Raw genomic sequence first — 16,302 nt, 5'->3', positions numbered from 1 at the left:
TGTACCAAGCCGGAATCGACGGCAAAGTCTGGCTCTATGCCGATCGGGACTTGGCATGCCGTCTGGTGGGCGAGTCCCTTACCCGCAACTCGCTGCAACCGCCGATCACCTATGCCAACGGCAGATACGGGACCCATCCGACCTCCGGCATAGGTTGTTACTACGACGAAACCGATCGTTCGACGGGGCAGACGGAGTACAACGTTTTCCGCCAGAACTACATTGCGCCCAAGCAATTCTGCCCTCACGGCTATAACTATCTAAAGGGCGAGTTCACCTGCCTTCGATACACATCGTGGAAGGCGCCCGCTAAGCCCAATCGGCATTGTGCGGACGTCGGCAACCCTATCTCTTGTGGAAATGGCGTCAAGATCGAGCGCGCGCGAGACGAACTGACCGCGCAACTGAGCTTGGCGCGTGGCTACAACTCGTTTCCCACCTTCGTCGGTTCGGCCAACCCCTTTGGTGGTTCCTGGTTCTCCGACCTGACGCGCGAGCTGGTCGTCAGCGAGGCGCGCCCGTCGCAGTTCCAGGCGGCGCTGGTGATGCGCGAGGACGGGCGTTCCCTGGCGTTCACCCACGACGGGAACGGCCAGTGGAAACCCGAGGACGACCTACGCCAATACCGGCTCAACCCCTACCAAGTGGGCGGCCAAAGCTTCTGGGAGCTGCGCAAGCCGGGCAACGCCCAGGAGATTTACGACGCCCAAGGCCGACTGCAGCGCGATGTCCGCGATGGCCGCGTGGTGGCGACCTATCAGCGCGACGCCGCCGGCAATGTGACCTCCGTTACCGATGCCAGCGGTCGCGTGTCCACGCTGACCTATGGCGCTGCCGGCCTGCTAAGCCGGATCGACCTGCCCGACGGGCAGGCTATCGTCTACGCCTACGATGCCAATAAGCAGCTCACCAGCGTCACGCAGGGTGCGTCGGTCACGTCCTACAGCTACATCAAGATCGTCAACAGCTGGTACCTGACTGAAGTGGCGCACAACGGCGTGGCGTACGCCACGTTCACCTACGACGGCAACGGCCGCGCCGTCACCACCGAGCATGCCGGTGGCGTCAACCGCTATGCCGTGAACTACGGTACCGACGGCACCAACGTCAATGTCGCCACTCCGCTGGGCGGCAATATCCAGTTCCAGTTCCAGACCCGGTTCGGCGTGCAGGTGCCTACCCAGCGCGTGGAGTCGGGGGCGGGTGGAGCATCCGTCGCGGCCGGCAACGTTTACGACACCAAGTCGAACGTAACCGCCCGGAGCCGGGGTGATCAGCTGACTTGTCTTTACTACGACGCCGACTGGCTGCGGGTGATCTCCCGCTACGACTACCCGGTGGCTACGACTTCCCAATGCCCGGCGACGGATGCCCTGGCCGCCACCAGCACCCGCCTGCGCAGCGAGACGACGGTATGGGACATGGCCCTGGACCTGCCCACGCAGCGCCATACCTACACCGCCAGCGGCGCACTCCTCGCCAAGCAGGACTACAGCTACAACGCTCGCGGCCAGGCGCTGACTTCCACCGCCATCGATCCGGCGGTGCCGGCCAACACCCGCACCAGCGCGACGGCCTACTGCGAGCAATCCGACATCACCGCCGGCACCTGCCCGCTGCTGGGCTTGGTCACCTCGATCGATGGCCCGCGCACTGACGTCGCCGACACCACTCAGTTCACCTACTACGCCAGCGACGACGCTACCTGTGTCAGCGCCCCAACCACCTGCCCGCACCGCAAGGGCGACCTGTGGAAGGTCACCAACGCGCTGGGTCAGGTCACCGAGACCTTGGTCTACGACGGCGCCGGCCGTCCGCTGTCGGTCAAAGACCCCAACGGCGTCGTCACCGATATGGAGTACCACCCGCGCGGTTGGCTCACCGCGCAGAAGGTCCGCGGCCCGAACGCCGGCAGCGAAACCGACGACTCGATCACCCGCTACGAGTACACGCTCACCGGCCTGGTCAACAAGATCACCCAGCCCGACGGCACCACCACCACGTTCGGGTATGACGCCGCGCACCGCCTGACCACCGTCACCGACAACGCCGGCAACCAGATCGTCTACACCCTGGACAACGCCGGCCAGCGCACCCAGGAAGACACCAAGGACAGCAGCGGCACGCGGCTGCGCACCTTGTCGCGCGTCTACAACCAGCTGGGTCAGCTCCAGGCCGGCAAGGACGCCTACAACCATGCCACCGGCTACGTCTACGACGCGGCCGGCAACTTGGACACCGTCACCGACGCGTTGAGCACCGTCACCGACAACAATTACGACCCGCTGGGCCGCCTAGTGCAGACCCTGCAGGACACCGCCGGCATCAACGCCCAAACCCAGTTCCAGTACGACGCGCTGGACCGTCTGACCCAGGTCACCGACCCCAAGGGCCTGAACACCCAGTACCAGTACAACGGCCTGGGCGACCTGACCCAGCTGACCAGCCCGGACACCGGCATCACCGGCTACAGCTACGACAGCGCCGGCAACCGCGCCACCCAGACCGACGCCCGCAACGAGACCGCGACCTACAGCTACGACGCCCTCAACCGCGTCACAGGTATCGCCTACAGCGACATGTCGCTCAACGTCGCCTACACCTACGACACCCCCCAGACCGTCTGCCAAACCGGCGAGACCTTCAGCGCCGGCCGCCTGACCCGCATGGACGACGGCAGCGGTAATACCCGCTACTGCTACGACCGCCGCGGCAACGTGGTGCGCAAGGTCCAGACCACCAACGGGCAGGTGTTCACCCTGGTCTACGGCTACACCCTGGCCAACCAACTGGCGTCGGTGACCTATCCCAGCGGAATGCGGGTGGACTACACCCACAACGCCTTGGGCCAGCCCAGCGGCGCAACGGTCACCCAGCCGGGCCAGGCCCCGCAGGTGCTGCTGACCAGCGTCACCTACTACCCCTTCGGCCCGGTGGCCGAACTGGAATACGGCGACGGCCGCCGCCTCAAGCGCACCCATAACCAGAACTACCAGCCCGGCGTGATCGAGGACGTCGGCCCGGACGGCCTGTCCCTGGGCTACGAGTTCGACGCCGTCGGCAACCTGATCAAGCTGCGCAAGGGCGATCAATCCGAGCCGCCGCTGCGCGCCTATGCCTACGACAAGCTCGGCCGCCTGACCGAGACCCGCGACGGCACCACCAACGCGTTGCTGCAGGGCTACACCTACGACGCCACCGGCAACCGCACCAGCAAGACCGACAGTGGTGCAACCGAAACCTACACGTACCCGACTACCAGTCATCGTCTGTCGCAGGTCGGCGCCACCGCCCGTACGTATGACGCCGTCGGCAATACCGCAGCCATCGGCGGCACCGCCAAAGAGTTCATCTACACCGCGGCCAACCGCATGGGCCAGGTGAAGCAGGGCGGCAATGCGGTGATGAACTACGCCTATAACGGCAAGGGCGAGCAGACGCGGCGCTATCCGACTGCCAGCTCAACTGCGCAGACTTATGCAAGCTACGACGAAGCTGGGCACACGGTCGGCGTATACGACCACGCCGGCAACCGCATCCAGGAAGTCATCTGGCTGGGCGACCTGCCGATCGGCGTGATCGACACCAACAAGCTGCACTACGTCCAGGCCGACCACCTGGGTACGCCACGCAACGTGATCGACCCGGTGGCGGAAAATTCGGTATGGAACTGGCAGCTAGGTAGTGAAGCCTTCGGCGACGGTGCGCCGAATCAAGACCCGGACAATAACGGCACCGCGTTCGTGTTCGATCTGCGGTTCCCGGGGCAGCGCTACGACAGCGCAAGCGAGCTCAACTACAACTACTACAGAAACTACGAAAGTTCGACTGGCAGATACATGCAGAGTGATCCGGCGGGCTTGCTGGGCGGCATTGGTACTTACATGTATGTAAATAGCATGCCACTTAGAAAGACCGACAAGCTCGGACTTTCAGAAGATTGTGAAGATGGTGATTGCGCCAAGGACAGGCCTAGGTTCAAGGTTCAACATGATGCTGCAAGGCATATTCTTCGTTACATTAATCCCGTTTCTCAGGATCTTGGTCTGGAGATATGCGGTGTTATTTGCCAAGACAGGGCGGGTGGTTTCTTTTATATGGGGCCGTGGGTTGGAACTATCAATACATGTGATCCAGTAGGAGCTGGCCGGTGCCCGCCTTGTGCCAAGTGGTCAGCGTATTGGCACACGCATCCAGGTGGAGGCTCATGGAGTTTCCTTCTGCGGCCACACGTTTTTTCGGACGGCGACATGGGTTACGCTGACGAACGTGGCATTGATGGTTATATGGCTACGCCCTACAACCAGTTTTGGTACTACCAGAATGGATCAAAAAATCCGCAGACACGAGGAAGGCTATGAATTACTTTCCGCTCAAAATACTGTTTGCTTTTCTCATATGTGCTGGCTGTTCGAGTAAGCAGGAGACAGGGCGGCTTGCGGATCCGGTAGCTATCTCAAAGCACTACACCGAAAGTCTGAAGATCTCTTTATCTGGGTACGAACTGCATTCCGTTTTAGAGTTACAAGATGGAAACAACACTATCGGAGTGCGAGGACCGGATCAGGATGAGTATGCGAAGCAGTTCCTTGCCAAGCTTGGGAAGAGAAAGTATTGGGAGGTTTGTTTTAAGGCGGTCAAGCCAGTGCTTGGTGGCTTGCAATGCTATTACGTCGACAAAGGAAATAAAGAAGTTCTGACGGGCTATGTGGCTCAATAGCAGTCGAGACTGGGCGCCGCTATTCCTTCATGACGGCGAGCGTTGAGACCTGAACGAGGGAGGGATCGAGGAAGGAAGAGGTCGAGGGCACCCACAGTTCCGCATTAGTCTGACATCCGATTCAGAATTTTCCGGCTGCGCAGACGCGATAGATCCGAGACGCTGACCCATGGCTCAGGCCCGCTCTTCGCTAATCCCGCCCGGCCAGGTCGGCACCTTTCATTGCGTCCAACGCTGCGTGCGTCGAGCGTTCTTGTGCGGGGTCGATCGTTATAGCGGTCGATCCTTCGAGCGCAAAAAAAGCCCCGCAGAAGCGGGGCTTTTTTGTGAAACCAGACTCGCCTCAGCGCACGCCGCGCACGCGCAGGTCGATCGCGTCCTGGCCCTTGTCGCGCTGCAGGATGCGCGCCGGCACCGGCATGCCGTCCACGACCCAGGCGATGGTCTGCTTGTCGCCGTTGGTGCTGGTGACCTTGGTCGCGGTCTGGCTCTTGCCGCCGATGTCGATGTTTTCCTTGCCGGCGACGGTGTAGGTCAGCTGCTTGACGCGGCCGTCTTCGACCATGCGGTAGCTCATCGGCTTGCCGGCCAGCGCGTCGCGCACCAGGGCGAGGTTGATCAGCAGCGCGTCCATGTCGCCGGCCTGCAGCTTGATCGGGCCGGCGCGGTCGGGTTTGACGTCGCCGCCCCAGGTCGCCACGCCGCGGCCCCAGTCGTAGGTGGCGGTCTTGTTCTTGCCGCGCGTCAGCACCTTGCTGCTGTCGTTGCCCGACAGCGGCCGCCATTGCCCGGCCTTGTCCTCGAACACGGTCGATTGGCTGAGGTTGGCTAGCGCGCTGGTCACCTCCAGACTGTACTTCCAGCGTCCCGGGCCGGCCGCGGCCAGGGTCATGCGGCCGTTGCCCTGCATGCCCATGTAGCTGGCCGTGTAGTCGGCGCTGAAAGGCTTGATCGCGAGCGCGGGCAGGCTGGTCAGCGCCAGCGCGCCGGCCAGCAGCCAGAGCGACAGCCGCGGGGACGGAACCTTGGGGGTCGTGATCATCAGTGCACTCCTCGGTATTCGACCAGACGCAGGTCGTAGGTATCTTGACCGTTTTCGCGCTGCAGTATGCGAACGGGGGTCGGAACGCCTTCCACGACCCAGATCACGGTCTCTTCGTTGCCGCTCTGGACCCTGTTCACGCGCATGGCGTTGTAGCCCATGTCGGCGACCGAGACGCTTTCCAGCTCCTGCGCGACCACGTACTGGTGCGGGCGCGCGCGGCCGCCGTCGACGAAACGGTAGTTCAGGGTCTTGCCGGGCTGGGCGTCGCGGATCACCGCCAGATTGATCAGCAGGCCGCTCATGTCGCCGTCCTGCAGCGCGATCGGCTTCTGCCGGCTTTCCTTGACGTCGCCGGTCCAGCGCGCGCTGCGCTTGTTCCAGTCGTACAGGCCGATCACCTGGCGCTTGGAGAACACCACCTTGCGCACCAGCGCCTGGCTGAGCGGGCGGTAGGCGTCGCCGACCAGATCGAACACGGTGCTCTGCTGGGCGGCGGCGCCGGCCAGGCCCATCATGCCGTGCTCGGCGCGGATATCCAGGTCGATGCGCCAGTGGCTGCCCGAGGGCACCACCTGCATGGTCGCGTCGCCCAGCACCTTGCCGCTGTTGTAGACCTGATAGTCGGCCACGAACGGTTCCAGCGCACGGGCGCGTCCGGGGAGCAGCGCGCCGAGCAGGGCGGCTGCGAGCAGGGGCAACAGTGACTTCATCGGGAGCGAAGGCCTTGGGCGCGAGGGCGTCGACGGACGGGCGGATAGGGCGCGGTGGGGACCGTGCGGGGATTGGACCTGGGAAGACGCGCTCGGGTTTCAGCGGTTCAGGGAATTTCCGGCGGAATCTAAACGCAGGGGGGTAAATAGCGGATGACCGTCCAGGGTGACGGTTGCGCCCTGTTCAGCAATCCGGCCCGCGACCGCCAGCTGCAGGGTGGCCAGCAGCAGCGGGTGTTCCACCGAAAGTACGCGCGCGGCCAGGGTCTCGGGGTCGTCGTCGACGGCGATCGGCACCACCGCCTGCGCGATCACCGCGCCGGCGTCGAGTTCGGGGATCACGAAGTGCACGCTGGCGCCGTGTTCGCGCTCGCCGGCCTCGATCGCGCGCGCATGCGTGCGCAGGCCGCGATGGCGCGGCAGCAGCGAGGGATGGATGTTGAGCAGGCGGCCGCGGAAGCGTTCCACGAAGGCCGCGCCGAGGATGCGCAGGTAGCCCGCGCACAGCACCCAGTCCGGCGCGCAGGCCGCGACCGCGTCGGCGAGCGCGGCGTCGAAGGCCTCGCGCGAGGCATAGCCGCGCGGATCATCGCTCCAGCGCAGCGCGGCCGGCACCCGTTGCAGCGCCGCCGCGCCGGGCTTGTCGGAGCACACCCCGACCACCTCGGCGGCCAGGCGGCCGTCCGCGATCGCGTCCAGCACCGCCTGCAGGTTGCTGCCGCGTCCCGAGGCGAGGACGGCGATCCGGGGAAGCTGGGGCATGCGGGCGGGATTCGGGAGCGGGCCCGCATTTTAGGCGATCCGCTGCGGCTGGCGCGGTTCCGGCGGTGCGTCGGTGGGCGCGGCCGCGAACTTCATGCGGCCGCGCGGATCAGGCGCTCACGTGCGCGCGCAGGCGCGCCACATCCGCGCACCAGTCGGCGTAGTCCTCGGTTTCTTCCCAGAGCTCGCGCAGTTCCGATTCCGGCGCCAGGATGCGCTCGATCGCGCGCAGCGCGCCGGGGACCAGGCTGGGATCGCCCTGCAATTGCAGGCGCGCCAGCCAGGCCTGGAATTCCTCTTCTTCGCCGATCGCGACGGTGGGGCGGCCCAGGGTCGCGGCCAGCACCTCGATCGCGGCCAGCGCCTCGACGGCCAGGTCCGAATCCAGGTAGTCGTCCTCCGCCAGCACCTGCGCGATCGCCGCGCGCATCGGTGCGAGGTCGTCGCCCTCGATCAGGTCCAGCAGCCAATCGCTGGCGTGGTCGTTGTCGAACGAACCGATGCCCCAAGCGCCCATGCGTCCTCCGTGACGGCGGGCCGAGTGCCGTGTGGTGGGTCGGCGCGGGCGCGGCCAAGCCGCCTGCGTGGGGCCAGTGTCGCAAGAAAGCCGGGGTGGCGCGCGTTCGCCGCCCGGGGCGCGGGCGCGCGAGCGGCTCGGACTCAATCCGGTCCCGGTTCCAACGTCAGCAGGGCCTGGTGGGCGACGACCGCGTCGGCGCCGCCCTGGGCGGCGATGGCTTCCAGCGCCGGGCGCCAGGTGCGCGCCAAACGCGCCAATTCGGGCGCGAGCGCCTGCTGGCCGGGTGCGGGCTCGAACGAGAACGCCAGATCGAAGAAGGCTTCCAGGGCGATGCTGCGCGTCCGGCCCTGGCCGTGTTGCATCAGTTCGCCCAGCCACGGCAGCGCCGTCAGCGCGATCGCGTGGTAGCTGCCCGCGTGCGGGTCGGCGAGCGCGGACAGTACGGCTTGGTAGGCGCTTTCGCTGCTGGCGCGGTCGTGCGCGTGCAGGACCTGGGACAGCGCGGCGCGCACTTGCGCGGCGTCGCTGCCTTGCGGTCGCGCGCAGGCGTTCCAGTCGACCGCGGCCAGGCGGCGCTCGAAGTCCTGCAGGGGCGGCGGCCGCTCGCCCGCGCTCATGTCCGGTCGCGGCGCCCGCGCGGCCAAGCCGCGAACGCACCCAGCGTGGCCAGGAACATGTCGGTGTGCGCGTCCCAGACATCGCCCTGCTGGCCGTTGTAGGACTCGGCATCCTGCGGCGACATGCCCAGCGCGATCGCCCATTCGATCCATTCGTAGATCAGGCTGCTGCACATGATCGCGGCGACCGCGAGCGTGAAGGCCTGGCGCGCGCTCAGCGCGGGCCAGCGCTGGCGGAAATACTCGCGCAACGCCGGCGCGAAGCACACGCCGTAGAGGAAATGGATCAGGCGGTCGAAATGGTTGCGCTCGAAGCCCAGCGCGCGGTCCAGCGACCAGCCGCCGGTCAGCCACTGGATCCAGCGGTCGTAGGGCACGTAGGAATACAGCCAGCGCGCGGCCACGCAGTGCGCGATCATGAACACGCAGATCGCGACGAAGTGGCTGTCGCGCATCGGCCAGCGCCGGTTGTGCAGCCACAGCCAGGCCAGGCCGACCACGGTCAGCACGCTGTGCATGCCCTGCTCGAAGGGGCTGGTCGGGTCGATCCAACTGACCGCGAACACGGCCAGGACCGCGGCCAGCGCCGTCTTCTTGATGGCATTCATGGGTTGGAGCAAGGGTTGAGCGTGGAAAGGCGAGAAGTGAGTTTGGAGTAGTGAGGAGTGAGCGAAAGCGGCTGCGCCGCCAGGATGTTGCTCCTGCTCACTCCTCTCTCCTCTGCGCTCACTTCTGCTTCAACCAAAGTGCACGCGTTCGCCGTCGGCATGCGCGACCACCCGGCCGATGCGCCAGTTGGCCAGCGCCATGCGCTGCAGCTCGGCTTCGATCTCGGCGGCGTCCTGCGGCGCCACGATCAGCACGAAACCGATGCCGCAGTTGAAAGTGCGCCACATTTCTTCCTGGGTCACCGCGCCCTCGCGCTGCAGCCATTGGAATACCGGCGGCAGTTCCCAGGACGCGGCGTCGATGTCCAGGCCCAGGCCGTCGGGCACCACCCGGATGATGTTCTCGGTCAGGCCGCCGCCGGTGACGTGGGCCATGGCGTGGATCTTGTGCTGGCCGCCGTTGGCGCGCAGCAGTTCCAGCACCGGCTTTACGTACAAACGGGTCGGCGCCATCAGCGCGTCGATCAGCTTGACCCCGCCCAGGTCGGTGTCGGCCGGGCGGCCGGCGCGGTCGTAGATGCGGCGGATCAGCGAATAGCCGTTGGAATGCGGGCCGCTGGAGGCCAGGCCGATCAGCAGATCGCCCTCGCGCACGCGGCTGCCGTCGAGCAACTGCGACTTCTCGACCGCGCCGACGGTGAAGCCGGCCAGGTCGTACTCGCCCGGCGGGTACATGTCGGGCATCTCGGCGGTCTCGCCGCCGATCAGGGCGCAGCCGGACTGCTCGCAGCCGGTCGCGATGCCGCTGACCACGGCCGCGGCGGTGTCCACGTCGAGCTTGCCGGTGGCGAAGTAGTCGAGGAAGAACAACGGCTCGGCGCCCTGCACCAGCACGTCGTTCACGCACATGCCGACCAGGTCGATGCCGATGCTGTCGTGGCGGCCGAGCTGCTGGGCCAGCTTGAGCTTGGTGCCGACGCCGTCGGTGCCCGAGACCAGCACCGGCTCGCGGTACTTGCCAGACAGGTCGAACAGCGCGCCGAAACCGCCCAGGCCGCCCATGACTTCGGGGCGGAAGCTGCGCTTGACCATCGGCTTGATGCGTTCGACCAGCGCATTGCCCGCGTCGATATCGACGCCGGCATCGCGGTAGGTCAGGGGAGTGGGAGCGTCGGGGATGGAAGCGGTCACGGCGGCTCCGGCGGGGCGCGAGTGGGGAGGAGTAGCCCGACATTTTACCAGCCGCGGAGCGTGCGAATGGACGTTACGGCCCCACTACGGCACCATTTCCTCCATTACGCACCTATCTAGGGACAGCGATGGTTCGGGCAATCCGCGTTTTACTGGTCGCGACCCTGCTGCTGGCGAGCTCTGCCGCCTGGGCGCAGCGTGTCGAAGGCGATCGCGCCAAGGCCGAGGGCGTCTACGCGGCCGAAGTGCCGGTCAACGGCCAGGGCGAGGCCGAGCGCAACGCCGGCTTCGCGCGCGCGCTGGCGCAGGTATTGGGCAAGCTGTCCGGCGACCGCGGCGCGGCCGCGCGCCCGGGCGTGGGCCAGGAACTGCGCCGGGCCAAGGACTACGTGTCCGGCTACGACTACCGCCAGGACGAGGGCGTGGGCCCGACCGGGGCGCCCAGCTACCGCACCACCCTGGTGGTCAATTTCGACCAGTCCCAGGTCGACAGCCTGGCCTCGGTGCTGGGTTTGCCGGTCTGGCCGACCCCGCGTCCCAAGCCGGTGCTGTGGCTGGCGATCGACGACGGCAGCGGCCCGCGCCTGGTCGGCCTGGCCCAGGCCAACGCCGCCCGCTCGACCCTGAACCGGGCCATCGAGCGCGGCTACCGGCTCGGCCTGCCCACCGGCAACGCAGCTGAACAGGCCGCGGTCGGCGCGATCTGGCGCGGCGACAGCGCCGCGGTCGCGCGCGCCTCGGCCCGCTACAGCCCGCCGATGCAGCTGATCGGCAAGCTCTACCGCTCCAAGGCCGGCTGGAAGGCCGACTGGATCTTCGTCGACGGCGGCAAGGTGCTGTCGACCTGGACCAGCGAGGAGGCCGACGCCCGCCGCGCCATGGCCGGCGGCGCCGACGGCGCCGCCGACGCCCTGATGCGCCGCTACGCCAAGCGCGGCACCGCGGCCGGCCCGCCGGGCAACTACCGCATCACCTTCACCGGCATCAGCAGCAGCGACGACTTCATCCGTCTGTCCGGCTACCTGCAGCGCCTGGCCGTGGTGCGCCGGATCACACCGGTGCGTGCCAACCCCGACGGGGTCGAGTTCGAGCTGGAGCTGATTTCCGGCATGCCCGGCTTCAAGCGCATGACCGAGGGCGACGACGTGCTCGAGGCGCAGGAAGGCCTGGAAGGGCAGCCGCCGGTCTACCGCCTGCGCTGACCGGCCAGGCTGAGCCCCAATCGCGACGCGCCGCCCGCCGGCGCGCCGCCCGCTCGGAACCGATAGGACCCCCGGATGGAAACCACCCCCCTGCACGACATCGCCCAATTCCTGCGCCGCCTGCAATGGGCCGCGCTCGGCCTGGGCGCGTGCTGGCTGCTGTGGCTGCTGGCGCCGATCCTGACCCCGTTCGTGGTCGCCGCCCTGCTGGGCTGGCTGGGCGATCCGCTGGTCGACCGGCTCGAACGCGCCGGGCGTTCGCGCAACGTCGCCGTGACCCTGGTGTTCACCGCGATGGCGCTGCTGGTGCTGCTGGTGCTGGTGATCCTGGTGCCGCTGATCGAGCGCCAGATCACCACCCTGATCGCCTCGCTGCCGAGCTACCGCGACTGGTTCATGAACACCGCGCTGCCGTGGGTAGAAGCGCGCACCGGGCTGGAGATCACCGCCTGGCTGGACCTGGAGCACATCACCCAGCTGCTGCGCAGCAACTGGGAGCGCGCCGGCGGCGTCGCCTCCACCTTGCTGGGTTACCTGTCGCGTTCGGGCTTCGCCCTGATCGGCATGGCCGCCAACATCGCCCTGCTGCCGGTGATCACCTTCTTCTTCCTGCGCGACTGGGACCTGATGGTCGCGCGCGTGGCCTCGCTGGTGCCGCGCAACCACCTCGACACCGTCGGCCGCCTGGCGCGCGAGTCCAGCGATGTGCTGGGCGCCTTCCTGCGCGGCCAGTTCCTGGTGATGCTGATCCTGGGCGTGATGTACGGCCTGGGCCTGTGGGCGGTGGGACTGGACCTGGGCATCCTGATCGGACTGATCGCCGGCCTGCTGACCTTCGTGCCCTACCTGGGCCCGGCCAGCGGTATCATCCTGGGCACCATCGCCGCGCTGGTCCAGTACGGCGACTGGAAGTACGTGGCCGGCGTGCTGACCGTGTTCGGCATCGGCCAGTTGATCGAAGGCTATTGGCTCACGCCCAAGCTGGTCGGCGACCGCATCGGCCTGCATCCGGTGGCGGTGATCTTCGCCGTGCTCGCCGGCGGCCAGCTGTTCGGCTTCCTCGGCATGCTGCTGGCGCTGCCGGTGGCGGCGGTGGCCAACGTGCTGCTGCGCTACGCCCAGGAACGCTACACCCGCAGCCGCCTGTACGCGGGTACGCCGTCGACGATCCTGCTGGAGCCGGGTCCGCACATCGTGCAGGCCCCGGCCGAGCGCGAACCCGAGTGAGCCTGCCGTAATGAGTGCGAAGCAGTTGCCGCTGGCGCTGCGCTACCCGCCGGACCAGCGACTGGATACCTTCGTCGCCGCGCCTGCGGGCAGCATCGAGCAAGTGCGCGCGCTGGCCGAAGGACCGAGCAACGACTGGTTGTACGTGGCCGGGCCCGCGGGCGTGGGCAAGACCCATCTGCTGCTGGGCGCCTGCGCCGCGGCCGAGGCCGCCGGACGCCGCGCCGCCTATCTGCCGCTGATCGCCGCGGCCGGGCGCGTGCGCGATGCGCTGGAGGCCTTGGAGGGCAACGACCTGCTGGCCCTGGACGGCCTGGACGCGATCGCCGGTACGCGCGAGGACGAAGTCGCCCTGTTCGACGCCCACAACCGCGCCCGCGCCGCCGGCGCGGCGGTGATCTACGCCGCCCGCGAAGCCCCCGACGGCCTCGCCCTGAGCCTGCCCGACCTGCGCTCGCGCCTGTCGCAATGCGCGCGCATCGCGCTGTCGCCGCTGGACGACGACGGCCGCGCCGAAGTGCTGCGCCAGCGCGCGCAGCGCCGCGGCCTGGTGCTGGAAGAAGCCGCGCTGGAATGGCTGCTCAAGCGCGTCGACCGCGACCTGGCCGGCCTGACCGCGTTGCTCGACCGCCTCGACCGCGCCTCGCTCGCGGCCCAGCGCCGGATCACGGTGCCGTTCCTGAAGCAGACGCTGGAGCAGCGCTGAGGCGATCTGCACACCGGCCTGTCCGGTTTGACGCTGGGCAGACGATTGTCTAAACACCTGCTACCGACGAAGCGCCAGCGATTCAGCAGCATTCCCAGGTGACACCATGTCGTATGAGTTCGGGTGCTTCGTCAGCTTCGTTCCGGCTATATCCTCGCTCGGCCTAACCTTGGCGTTGCGCCGATCCTGGGCGACGTTCGCCGTAACGGCACTCTCGCTGCTGCTCCTGTCCAGCGTGCTGGCGATGGCGACCCCTTCGGTGATCGTGAGAGATGACGGTGCGGCTGGAAAGTTGGGCTACGGCACATGGGCGGTGGTCGCGAGCGTCGCGACTGCAGCGGGTGTGTTGGGCATCTGGCGCCTATTGTCCATGCCGCGCGTCGTAGCGACCGTGATCGCCGCGATGGCTTCTTTCATGGCGCTGTACATGGGCGCCTGGATTTCCTGAGCAGCCGCTGCGATCGCAGCAGTGACCTAGGACGCCGCCGCCTCACCAGGCCAGTCGATGAACTCCGGCGCCACCGCATCGGTCAGCCAGACGCCGTTTTCCGAAAGATGGAATACGCAGCCGCGCGCGTGCAGGTCGGCGGCGCGGATGCGCAGCACCAGCGGCGGGCCATGGCGCGCGCCGACGGCGCGGGCGGTGCCCTCGTCGGCGGACAGGTGCACGTGCTGACGGCTGCGTTTGAGCAGGCCCTGCTCGCGGATCGAATCGGCGTGGCGGGTGGCGGTGCCGTGGTACAGCAGCGCTGGCGGCTCGCGCGCTTCCAGGCCCAGATCCACCTCGATCGAATGACCCTGGCGTGCGCGGATGCGCTGGCCGTCGTCGCTGATCGCGTAACGGCGCTTGTCGTTGTCGCGCACCACGGCTTGGAGCTGTTCGCGCGAAATCCTGCGGCCGTGGGCGCCGGCGCAGGCGATCAATTCGCCGATGTCGGCCCAGCCTTCGCCGTCCAGGCGCAGGCCGATGGCCTCGGGCCGATGCCGCAGCACCAGGCCGAGCAGCTTGCTGATCCGGGTCAGCTCCGGACTCACGCGCCGCCCGCGCGCAAGGCCGCGTCGAGCTCGGCCAGCCGCTGCGGCGTGCCCACGTCGGTCCAGCGGCCGCGATGGTGTTCGCCGCGGATGCGGCCGTCGGCCATGTGCGCACGCAGAATCGGCGCCAGGCGGAAGCGCGGCGGCGTCTCATCGGCTCCCGCGTCGCGGCTGTGCGCGCGCCAGTCGTCCAGCAACTGCGGGCGATACACGCCCAGGCCGGCATAGGTCAGCCGATGCGCGCCGTCGCTGCGCACCAGGCCGTCGTCGTCCAGCGCGAAATCGCCCTGAGTCGCCTGCGGCGGGTGGTCGACCATCACCAGGTGCGCCAGCCCTTCCGGTTCGCGCGGCAGGCGCGCGAAATCGGCATCGGTCCAGACATCGCCGTTGACCAGCAGGAAAGGCGCGTCGCCGAGCAGGGACCGCGCATGCAGCATGCCGCCGCCGGTTTCCAGCGGCGTCGCGCCTTCGTAGGAATAGACGATGCGCAGGCCCCAGCGCGCGCCGTCGCCGAGCGCGCGCGGAAACTGCTCGGCCAGCCACGAAGTGTTGACCACGACCTCGCGCACGCCGCAGGCGGCGAGCTTCTCCAGGTGCCATTCGATCAGCGGCTTGCCGGCGACCACCAGCAGCGGCTTGGGCGTGGTGTCGGTGAGCGGACGCATGCGCTCACCGAGGCCGGCGGCGAAGATCAGCGCCTTCATGCCGCGGCCCTCGCCAGCGCCGGACGGATACGCGTGTCCAGCAGCTCCGCCAGCGGCTGCAGTTCCGGATAGCGCGGCAGCACTTCGTCCAGGTAGGCGATGAAGCGCGGCGCGTCGGGCAGGTACTTGGCCTTGCCGTCGCGGTAGTGCAGGCGGGCGAAGATGCCCAGGATCTTGAGATGGCGCTGCACGCCCAGCCAATCGGCGTCGCGGCGGAAACGTGCCAGCGCCGGCACCGGCACGCCGGCGGCGAGCGCGCGCTCGTGGTAGCGCGCCAGCCAGCCGTCGACGCGCTGCAGCGGCCAGCTCAGGAACGCGTCCTTGAACAGGCTGATCGCGTCGTAGGCGACCGGGCCGCGCACGCAGTCCTGGAAGTCCAGCACGGCCGGGCCCGGCTGCACCGGCATCAGGTTGCGCGGCATGAAGTCGCGATGGGTGAGTACCTGGGTCTGCGCCAGCGCGTTGTCCATCAGCCGGCGCTGCACCAATTGCAGGCGCTCGCTGTCGCCGCAGTCGAGCTCCAGGCCCAGGTGGCGGCGCAGGAACCATTCCTCGAACAGGCCGGCGTCGCGTTGCAGCAGGGCCTCGCCGAACTCGCCCATGCCCGGCGGCGGCGCGATCGCCTGCAGCTTCAGCAACTGCTCGATCGCGGCATCGAAGTGGGCGTCGGCGCTGTCGGCGTCGATGATCTGGGCCAGGGTCGGGCCGCCGAGGTCCTCCAGCAGCAGGAAGCCGGCATCGGCATCCTCCACCAGCACCCGCGGCACGCGCACGCCGCCGTCTTCCAGCAGGGCGCGCAGGCGCAGCCAGGGCCGCACGTCTTCCAGCGTGGGCGGCGAGTCCATGACGATGACGCTGGCCGGCATGCCGGCCGCGTCGGGCGCGGCGCGCCAGTAGCTGCGGAAGCCGGCGTCGACCGAGGCGCGTTGCAGTTGCAGGCGGCGGTCGCCGGTGGCGGCGCGGGCCCAGTCCAGTCGGGCGTCGGTGCGGTCGAGGTGTTCGGGGTGGGACATGCGGGCTCCGGGCGGGGGTGGGCCGCCAGGGGGACAGGGTAAACGCTGAGGTGGGGGTGGAGGTATGCGGGGTGGCCGATTCGCCGTCGGGATCGAAGGCGTCTTCCGCTGCGCGTGCGGGCCACTTTCTCTTGCCCGAGCCCCTTTGTAGGAGCGGCGCAAGCCGCGACCGCGAACTCGGGCTGCGTCGTTGGTTTCGGGTGAGCTGGCTTTCTGTGGGAGCGGCGTGAGCCGCGATCGCG

The 16,302-nt window shown here is 67.9% G+C and carries 16 protein-coding genes; 6 read left to right on the top strand and 10 right to left on the bottom strand.

What is annotated here, in order from left to right; translation table 11 throughout:
- The first annotated feature begins 410 nt into the window (after positions 1-410).
- Both V1318_RS16380 and V1318_RS16375 read left to right on the top strand, forming a co-directional pair.
- A complete protein-coding gene (locus V1318_RS16380; RefSeq protein WP_332940799.1) occupies positions 411-4,361 on the top strand; it encodes a DUF4329 domain-containing protein in 3,951 nt (1,316 codons plus the stop codon).
- Positions 4,358-4,720 carry a hypothetical protein gene (locus V1318_RS16375; protein WP_332940798.1) on the top strand — a complete coding sequence of 121 codons (363 nt, stop codon included), beginning with the start codon at positions 4,358-4,360 and terminating at the stop codon, positions 4,718-4,720. The genes V1318_RS16380 and V1318_RS16375 overlap by 4 nt, the downstream gene beginning before the upstream one ends.
- Before the next feature lie 343 nt (positions 4,721-5,063).
- Here V1318_RS16375 and V1318_RS16370 read toward each other — a convergent pair whose 3' ends face one another.
- From V1318_RS16370 to purM, 7 genes are all read right to left on the bottom strand, one after another.
- A complete protein-coding gene (locus tag V1318_RS16370; protein ID WP_332940797.1) occupies positions 5,064-5,762 on the bottom strand; it encodes a DUF3108 domain-containing protein in 699 nt (232 codons plus the stop codon).
- Positions 5,762-6,475 (bottom strand): DUF3108 domain-containing protein, encoded by a 714-nt coding sequence (locus V1318_RS16365; RefSeq protein WP_332940796.1) that lies wholly within the window; start codon positions 6,473-6,475, stop codon positions 5,762-5,764. Before V1318_RS16365 ends, V1318_RS16370 begins: the two co-directional genes overlap by 1 nt.
- Positions 6,476-6,574: 99 nt before the next feature.
- Positions 6,575-7,237, bottom strand: a complete 663-nt coding sequence (gene purN / locus V1318_RS16360) for a phosphoribosylglycinamide formyltransferase (protein WP_332940794.1) — start codon at positions 7,235-7,237, stop codon at positions 6,575-6,577.
- Positions 7,238-7,346: 109 nt separating this feature from the next.
- Positions 7,347-7,754: a DUF4259 domain-containing protein gene (locus V1318_RS16355; RefSeq protein ID WP_332940793.1), complete on the bottom strand. Its 408-nt coding sequence runs from the start codon at positions 7,752-7,754 to the stop codon at positions 7,347-7,349.
- Between the two features lie 143 nt (positions 7,755-7,897).
- A complete protein-coding gene (locus V1318_RS16350; protein ID WP_332940792.1) occupies positions 7,898-8,374 on the bottom strand; it encodes a hypothetical protein in 477 nt (158 codons plus the stop codon).
- The gene (locus V1318_RS16345; RefSeq protein WP_332940791.1) at positions 8,371-8,982 is read right to left on the bottom strand and encodes a DUF2238 domain-containing protein; all 612 of its coding nucleotides are present in this window, start codon (positions 8,980-8,982) and stop codon (positions 8,371-8,373) included. The genes V1318_RS16350 and V1318_RS16345 overlap by 4 nt, the downstream gene beginning before the upstream one ends.
- A 129-nt stretch (positions 8,983-9,111) precedes the next feature.
- Positions 9,112-10,140 (bottom strand): phosphoribosylformylglycinamidine cyclo-ligase, encoded by a 1,029-nt coding sequence (gene purM, locus V1318_RS16340; protein ID WP_332940878.1) that lies wholly within the window; start codon positions 10,138-10,140, stop codon positions 9,112-9,114.
- 161 nt (positions 10,141-10,301) lie between these two features.
- On the opposite strand from purM, the gene V1318_RS16335 reads away from it, so the two are divergent.
- From V1318_RS16335 to V1318_RS16320, 4 genes are all read left to right on the top strand, one after another.
- Positions 10,302-11,375 carry a DUF2066 domain-containing protein gene (locus tag V1318_RS16335; protein ID WP_332940789.1) on the top strand — a complete coding sequence of 358 codons (1,074 nt, stop codon included), beginning with the start codon at positions 10,302-10,304 and terminating at the stop codon, positions 11,373-11,375.
- A gap of 75 nt (positions 11,376-11,450) precedes the next feature.
- Positions 11,451-12,602: an AI-2E family transporter gene (locus tag V1318_RS16330; RefSeq protein WP_332940788.1), complete on the top strand. Its 1,152-nt coding sequence runs from the start codon at positions 11,451-11,453 to the stop codon at positions 12,600-12,602.
- A 10-nt stretch (positions 12,603-12,612) separates the two neighbouring features.
- A complete protein-coding gene (hda, locus tag V1318_RS16325; protein ID WP_332940787.1) occupies positions 12,613-13,308 on the top strand; it encodes a DnaA regulatory inactivator Hda in 696 nt (231 codons plus the stop codon).
- Between the two features lie 106 nt (positions 13,309-13,414).
- The gene (locus V1318_RS16320; protein ID WP_332940785.1) at positions 13,415-13,756 is read left to right on the top strand and encodes a hypothetical protein; all 342 of its coding nucleotides are present in this window, start codon (positions 13,415-13,417) and stop codon (positions 13,754-13,756) included.
- Positions 13,757-13,782: 26 nt separating this feature from the next.
- Here the strand turns inward: V1318_RS16320 and V1318_RS16315 are convergent, their stop codons facing one another.
- Genes V1318_RS16315 through V1318_RS16305 form a run of 3 tightly spaced genes read right to left on the bottom strand, consistent with a single transcriptional unit; the run spans position 13,783 to position 16,060 of the window.
- A complete protein-coding gene (locus V1318_RS16315) occupies positions 13,783-14,343 on the bottom strand; it encodes an RNA 2'-phosphotransferase (RefSeq protein WP_332940784.1) in 561 nt (186 codons plus the stop codon).
- Positions 14,340-15,047: an N-acetylmuramate alpha-1-phosphate uridylyltransferase MurU gene (gene murU / locus V1318_RS16310; RefSeq protein WP_332940783.1), complete on the bottom strand. Its 708-nt coding sequence runs from the start codon at positions 15,045-15,047 to the stop codon at positions 14,340-14,342. The genes V1318_RS16315 and murU overlap by 4 nt, the downstream gene beginning before the upstream one ends.
- Positions 15,044-16,060 (bottom strand): phosphotransferase, encoded by a 1,017-nt coding sequence (locus V1318_RS16305; RefSeq protein WP_332940782.1) that lies wholly within the window; start codon positions 16,058-16,060, stop codon positions 15,044-15,046. Before V1318_RS16305 ends, murU begins: the two co-directional genes overlap by 4 nt.
- Positions 16,061-16,302 lie beyond the last annotated feature (242 nt).

It is taken from the genome of Lysobacter sp. CCNWLW3 (genome assembly GCF_036697405.1).
Taxonomy (GTDB): domain Bacteria; phylum Pseudomonadota; class Gammaproteobacteria; order Xanthomonadales; family Xanthomonadaceae; genus Lysobacter.
The sequence above is the reverse complement of the archived record's forward strand: the minus strand, read 5'-3'. Positions and strand labels throughout refer to the sequence as shown.